This is a genomic window from Sporomusa sp., assembly GCF_057736855.1.
Genome location: NZ_JBYKYF010000131.1, coordinates 1 through 6,156, shown reverse-complemented (window position 1 = coordinate 6,156; position 6,156 = coordinate 1). Strand labels below are relative to the sequence as shown.

The following is a 6,156-nucleotide window of genomic DNA, read 5'->3' as shown; positions in this document are numbered from 1 at the left end:
TTAAGTTCCATGTGGCAATAGCCTCCTCTAATCTATTTCTTCACAAAATGCTTTTTCATCATCCGCACAGCTACCTCGGGGTATTCTTCTCCCAAAAGCCCCATAGCGGACATAATATACTGTTTATCAATAAAGAACTCTGGATTTTTGGGTTTCAGTATCGTGGGATCTGCTTCGTCAAACAATATGCCTGTAAGAATCGCTTCCGGCTCAGGATTGTTGACAATTACCCCACCTGTGCCAATGACTGTAGTTACTTGCGTCAAATCTTTGCCATACTGTACAAATGTGCTGCCCATAGGCGAGAAATAAGTATGCAGATGGCCAACATGCCGGTCTGCGCCTAACCGTACACAGGCTTTGCCCATGGCAATCTCTATACGGAACTCAACTTCAGTTTGCGGCAGATAGTCAATATCGGCTTCTACTTTTAGCGCATATGCGCTGGCTTCTTCCGGTGTAACTCCGGCATACTCAGCAATGAGTTCTGCTCCGGCGGCCTTTAAGAGTGCTCCGGCACTATATCTCATGCCTAAATCGCCTTCTACCGTACGTTTACCAAATGGTTCGGCCAAACCTTTGACATTTACCCCGCCAACCGTAGGATCACCTTTGGCAATGGAATATACATCCGTAGTTGCTCCACCAATATCTACAACCATTATGTCGCCCAGGCCTTTTTCCTTGCCAGCACCTTGACTCAACAATTCAGCTGCCCTAAGAACAGCCGCCGGTGTCGGCATAACCAAGCGGTCAACCATTTTGTTAGCACGGTTTAACCCTTTGGCCTCAGTTATCCGGCGCAAAAATATGTCGCGGATAGCAGTGCGAGCTGGCTCAATATTGAGTTCATCGAGTTTTGGCATAACATTCTCGGTTGGACACACGATGGAATGCTTGGCTGACAAAATTTTAACCACAGTGGGGGTTACCGATTTATTGCCAGCCACAACGATCGGCACATCTGTACCCAGTTCGGCCAACATTTTCGCATTATGCAAAATTACCTTCTGGTTACCGCCATCAGTACCACCAGCCAAGAGAATGATATCTGGTTTAAGCTCGGCAATTTCTTCGATCTCATATTCACTCAGCTCGTGACTGAATACCTTCAGCACTTTGGCACCAGCACCCAAAGCAGCCCGTTTAGCCGCTTCGGCAGTCATCTCCGGCACCAAACCGACTGCTATCATTTTCAGCCCACCAGCAGCACTTGAACACCCTAGTACCTTGGTAAATTCAAGCTTGCCGGTTTTGGCAAACAGCGCGGATAATGCCTGATTCAAACCATCCATGATATCGGTTTCAACAGTGGTAATTCCTCTGGCAGTGCCTAAAATTTGCTCTTGGTCAACGTCTACTGCCGTAATTTTGGTATAAGTACTGCCAAAATCGATAAGTAAAACGTTATTCAAAGCACAAGACTCCTTTTTATTTCAAATCCGCATCGAGATCGGCAATAACTTGGTTAGGCAATGTTCCTGGAGCGTATACTCTATCATAACCCATTTCGAGGAATTTTTTCTCAACTTCTTTAAAGTCAGTTTTACCAACAACCAGGTTGCCACCAACATAAAGCAAAATGTCTTCAATACCGGCCTCACGGCAACGATCTCTTAAGCCACGGCAGTCGATCTCACCATGTCCATAGAGAGAAGCAACCAAAATTGCTTTAGCGTCAGTTTCAATCGCTGCATTAACAAATTCTTCTTGAGGTACCAGCACACCTAGGTTAACCACATCGTAACCAGCGGCAGTAAGTGCATGATTAAGGATTTTGTTACCAACCGCATGGCAGTCAGCGCCAATTACGCCTAAAATAACCTTTGCTTTTTTTGTCATCTCCACTACTCCTTTGCTTTATCAGTTTCTGCAACCAACCGGCTAATCACCTGTTGGAGCGATCCCTGGTCGATTTCATAATAAAAGGTAATGATATCCTGTGTTTCTACAGCAACCTGGCGTACCATTTGCTGCATCGACTCGGCAACAACAATAGCCTGATACCCGTCGATACATTGGCGAATGCGATCGCGCTCGTTCTCAGTGCATGCTTTCAGCTTAATTCCGTTACACCCAATTTTAATCAGGAGCCGGTGTAAAGCATCGACAAATTCCTGAGTTTTCGCGACAACAGCCACTTCAGTTCCTGCCTGTAAGCGTGCCAGCTTTATGACTGCTTCGAGGTTTGGTATTGTAGCCACAGCCATAAACTTGGTGGTATTACTAAGAATTCCGGCAACTACGGATTGATGTTCCACTGTCGTGACCACCAAATCGCAAGCCGCAAGAAATTCAGGTTTCACAATACCATTAAGTAAATCTGACAGCACTACTGCTTCGAATTGCGCACGGACAGTTTGGCTAAGTTGAGTAATAAATTGTTCCACATATTCCAGCGTACAGTCCACAACAGCCACTCTGAGCTGCCGGGTTGCCAACTCCCGCTCTTTGGCTCTTATAGCGGTAATATTGGCAAACTGTTCTACTGTGAATCCCAACTCAACAACCTGGGCCATGGCTGCATCAATAATCTTAAGCGCCCGCTCAAGCCGACTGCCTGCTACATCCGCACCTGCTGTTATATCAGCAGGCTGCGCGCGAACAAACGTGCCCCGGCCTTGCTTAGCTTCAAGAATACCCTCAAGCAGCAATTCTTTATACGCCATACTGACAGTATTGCGACTGATGCCAAGTTCTTCGGACAACTTTCGTTCTGTCGGCAACTTATCACCACTTTGATAGTAGCCTGTCCTTATTTTGTCCAAAATGTACGCTTTCACTTGCAGATAAATGGGTATACCAAGTTTTTGTACAATCACATCCATCATTCCCTGCAAATTGGATCATTGGATTAGTCCAATTTGATTTTCTATATATATTATCGCATACCATTTGCTAAAAAGCAAGAAAATTCTACAAAAAAATTTACTTTCTGTACTATGTATTTTTTCCAAAACTAAAAATTACATATGAAGTAAAAAAACTCGCCTAACGGCGAGTTTACAATTCAATAATCTGTCCTTCGATTCTATTGTCCTGAATATCTATGATTCCAAAGCTAGGACTCGAACCGCCCCGCGGCGCTCTGGGACTGCCCGGATTAAACAATAACAATCCATCATGCCAGTGACTATAGGGAATATGCGTATGGCCGAAAACCACAATATCGGCACCATATTGGTCCCCCCACCAAATTAGATCCTGTACGCCATATTTCACATGATGACGATGGCCATGCGTCAGCCAAATGGTTTTACCAGCCAACGTAACATATTCATCAATCGGGACAACCGTCGTCCTATCACAGTTGCCTGCAACCACAGTGACTGGCACACCGGTGAGTTCAGCCAGCCGCCGGCCATCCGAAAAATAATCGCCAGCATGCAGCCAATGTTCCACCACCCCGGCCGCGGCAATCACTTGTTTCAAAACCGCTGTGTCGCCATGAGTATCACTGATAACACCAATTCTCATCGCTTTTCTGCCACCAGTTGTTTCACTAATTCTCTAATCGCTTTTCCCCGGTGGCTAATGGCATTTTTCTCTCTTGACGAAAGCTCTGCCATGGTGCGACCAAGCTCGGGTACGAAAAATAGCGGATCATAACCAAACCCCTGATCTCCGCGCGGCTCTGAGAGAATCATCCCTTCCACCGAACCTTCAGCAGTAAGCAAAACCCGCTCCGGATTAGCCAGGGCAAGAACACAACGAAATCTCGCTTGTCGTTTATCCCTAGGTACCCCGGTCAATTGGGCCAGTAATTTATTGTTATTGTCCTCATCACTAGCATGATCGCCCGCATATCTGGCCGAATAAACGCCAGGTGCACCTTGTAGGTAATCTACCTATAAGCCAGAATCATCGGCTATACAAAGTTTCCCTGTTAGGCGGGCGTAATAAACAGCTTTAAAACAGGCATTCTCGGCAAAAGTCACTCCGTTTTCCGGCGCTTCGGGATAACTTCCCCAATCAGCTAGTGAACTAATCTTATAAGGCAATCCGCGTAGCGCTTCTTTAAATTCAGCAACTTTACCGGCATTTTTCGTTGCCACAATCATCTCTGTCATGGGTTCCTGCACCACTTACCCCTCCCGACCGACTTTCCAGGCCAATTGTCCCAGTGCTTCCTTTTGAATATCCAATAAAATGTTAATGCCTTGACTGCCAAGGGCAATCATTTCATTTAACTGTGCTTGGGCAAAGGTTCCCTTTTCGCCTGTTCCCTGCACTTCGACAAATTCACCACTGCCGGTCATAACCAAGTTCATGTCAACAATTGCTGTTGAATCTTCACTATAACATAAGTCCAGATAAACGCCTTCAGGCAAAATCCCAACACTAACAGCGGCTAAAAAGTCTCTGACCGGAAAGGGCTTCGGATTATCGCCCCAAATACGGTTTACGGCATCAACCAGGGCCACAAATGACCCGGTAATGGCGGCTGTCCGGGTTCCGCCGTCAGCCTGCACTACATCACAGTCCAGCCATATGGTCCTTTCCCCTAAGGCTTTTAGGTCAATAACACTGCGTAATGCCCGACCAATCAACCGCTGGATTTCATGAGTACGTCCACTCTGCTTGCCTCTGGTGGCTTCTCTGACATTCCGGCTCTGAGTTGAACGCGGCAGCAACGAATATTCGGCACTCACCCAGCCTTCGCCTGAGCCTTTTAAAAATGGCGGTACTTTGTCTTCAATGGTAGCCGCACAGATTACCTTGGTATCACCAAATTCAATAAGCACCGATCCTTCAGCATATTTTAAATAATTGCGGGTAATGGTAACTTTTCTTAGTTCGTTATTGGCACGCCCGTCTGCTCTGCTCATCAAAATCCTCCTATAAATAAAGATCGAATTTTAGTTATAGTTTCTCTAAAATATCTTGTTGTTTATCTTGAATATAATAGCAATCATGTTGACCATTTTGCAGAGCCTTGCGCACCGCATCTTGCGCCTGACTGCGGCAAGCCGGACAGCTATTGCGAGGAATAATAGCGACATACGCTGACTTTACCCCAAATGGGTAAGCATCTGCCTGGGTGTCAATCAGTTGATACCCATGACAACGGGAACAAATCCGTACCGTTTCGATCTGCTGTTCATGGATGCCACTATCGTCATAATAGATGTTCCGGCGACGTTGCCAGAAGTCTCCGGTTTTGGCAATAGCCTCACGCCGCAGACTGTCGCGTTGCCGCCAAAGTTCCTGCCACTGGGCTACTAGTTTAGTAATATAATTTGTATTGGCCGCCGATTGGCGCGGACAACGAGCAATATCAGGTTCAATAACCCGGCTATAGTCTAGTCCAGCCATCGCGAGAATGATTCCGGTATTCACATACGGCAGCGCATCTTCAATCGAATACCCGCCTTCCAGCACCGCAATATCGGCCTTAAGCTTTTCCGCCAAGCGGGCATACCCCCGGGCAGTCACTGCCATATTCGCCAGTGGATCACTATAATGATTATCCTGCCCAGCAGAGTTTATAATCATGTCAGGTTTAAAATCTTCTAGCACTGGCAATACAAACTGATCCAGCACATAATGCAACCCTTCATCAGTTGTACCAGGAGGCAATGGAATATTAATCGTAGAGCAGAGCGCACCCGGACTGCCCATCTCTGTCATTGCACCGGTTCCCGGATACAGAGTGCGTCCATCCTGGTGAAAAGAAATAAACAGGGTATCCGGATCATGGTAATAAATATCCTGCGTACCATCACCATGATGTACATCAGTATCCACTATGGCGATTCGCTGTAAACCATAATGTCGGCGCAAATACTCTATCATAACAGCCTCAATATTGATGGTACAAAAACCCCGTGTACCATGTACTATGCGCATGGCATGATGTCCTGGCGGTCGCACTAAGGCAAACGCGTTAGTCACCTCGCGACGCATTACGGCTTCAGCCGCAGTAATAGCGCCACCGGCCGAAAGCAAATGGGCATCCGTAATCAGAGAAATGAGGTCAGGCACACCAATATGCACCCGCGCAACATCATCCAGCTTGGCAAGCTGTGGCCGGTATTCTTTAATACCCGGTAAATCCAAAAGACCTTCTTCCACTATTTGATCACGTGTATATAGTAAACGTTCTTCTCGTTCCGGGTGTGTGGGCGTTATTGCCCAGTCGAAGGCCGGAAAAAA

6 protein-coding genes and 1 pseudogene are annotated in these 6,156 nt (G+C 46.6%); all 7 read right to left on the bottom strand.

Annotation, left to right across the window (positions count from 1 at the left end; genetic code table 11):
- Positions 1–32 precede the first annotated feature (32 nt).
- Positions 33–1,415, bottom strand: a complete 1,383-nt coding sequence (gene glmL / locus AC29Z1_RS09925; RefSeq protein WP_488271303.1) for a methylaspartate mutase accessory protein GlmL — start codon at positions 1,413–1,415, stop codon at positions 33–35.
- 16 nt (positions 1,416–1,431) lie between these two features.
- Complete coding sequence (glmS, locus tag AC29Z1_RS09920) at positions 1,432–1,842, bottom strand: methylaspartate mutase subunit S (protein ID WP_488271302.1); 411 nt, start codon at positions 1,840–1,842, stop codon at positions 1,432–1,434.
- A gap of 5 nt (positions 1,843–1,847) precedes the next feature.
- Complete coding sequence (locus AC29Z1_RS09915) at positions 1,848–2,831, bottom strand: GntR family transcriptional regulator (RefSeq protein WP_488271301.1); 984 nt, start codon at positions 2,829–2,831, stop codon at positions 1,848–1,850.
- A gap of 172 nt (positions 2,832–3,003) precedes the next feature.
- On the bottom strand, positions 3,004–3,477 hold the full coding sequence (locus AC29Z1_RS09910; RefSeq protein WP_488271300.1) for a metallophosphoesterase: 474 nt from the start codon (positions 3,475–3,477) through the stop codon (positions 3,004–3,006).
- Positions 3,474–4,061, bottom strand: a pseudogene (locus tag AC29Z1_RS09905) (XTP/dITP diphosphatase). Before AC29Z1_RS09905 ends, AC29Z1_RS09910 begins: the two are co-directional and overlap by 4 nt.
- Positions 4,062–4,085: 24 nt before the next feature.
- Complete coding sequence (gene rph / locus AC29Z1_RS09900) at positions 4,086–4,829, bottom strand: ribonuclease PH (RefSeq protein WP_488271299.1); 744 nt, start codon at positions 4,827–4,829, stop codon at positions 4,086–4,088.
- A 34-nt stretch (positions 4,830–4,863) separates the two neighbouring features.
- Positions 4,864–6,156: histone deacetylase family protein (locus tag AC29Z1_RS09895; protein ID WP_488271298.1), on the bottom strand; the 1,293-nt coding region annotated here is incomplete at its 5' end.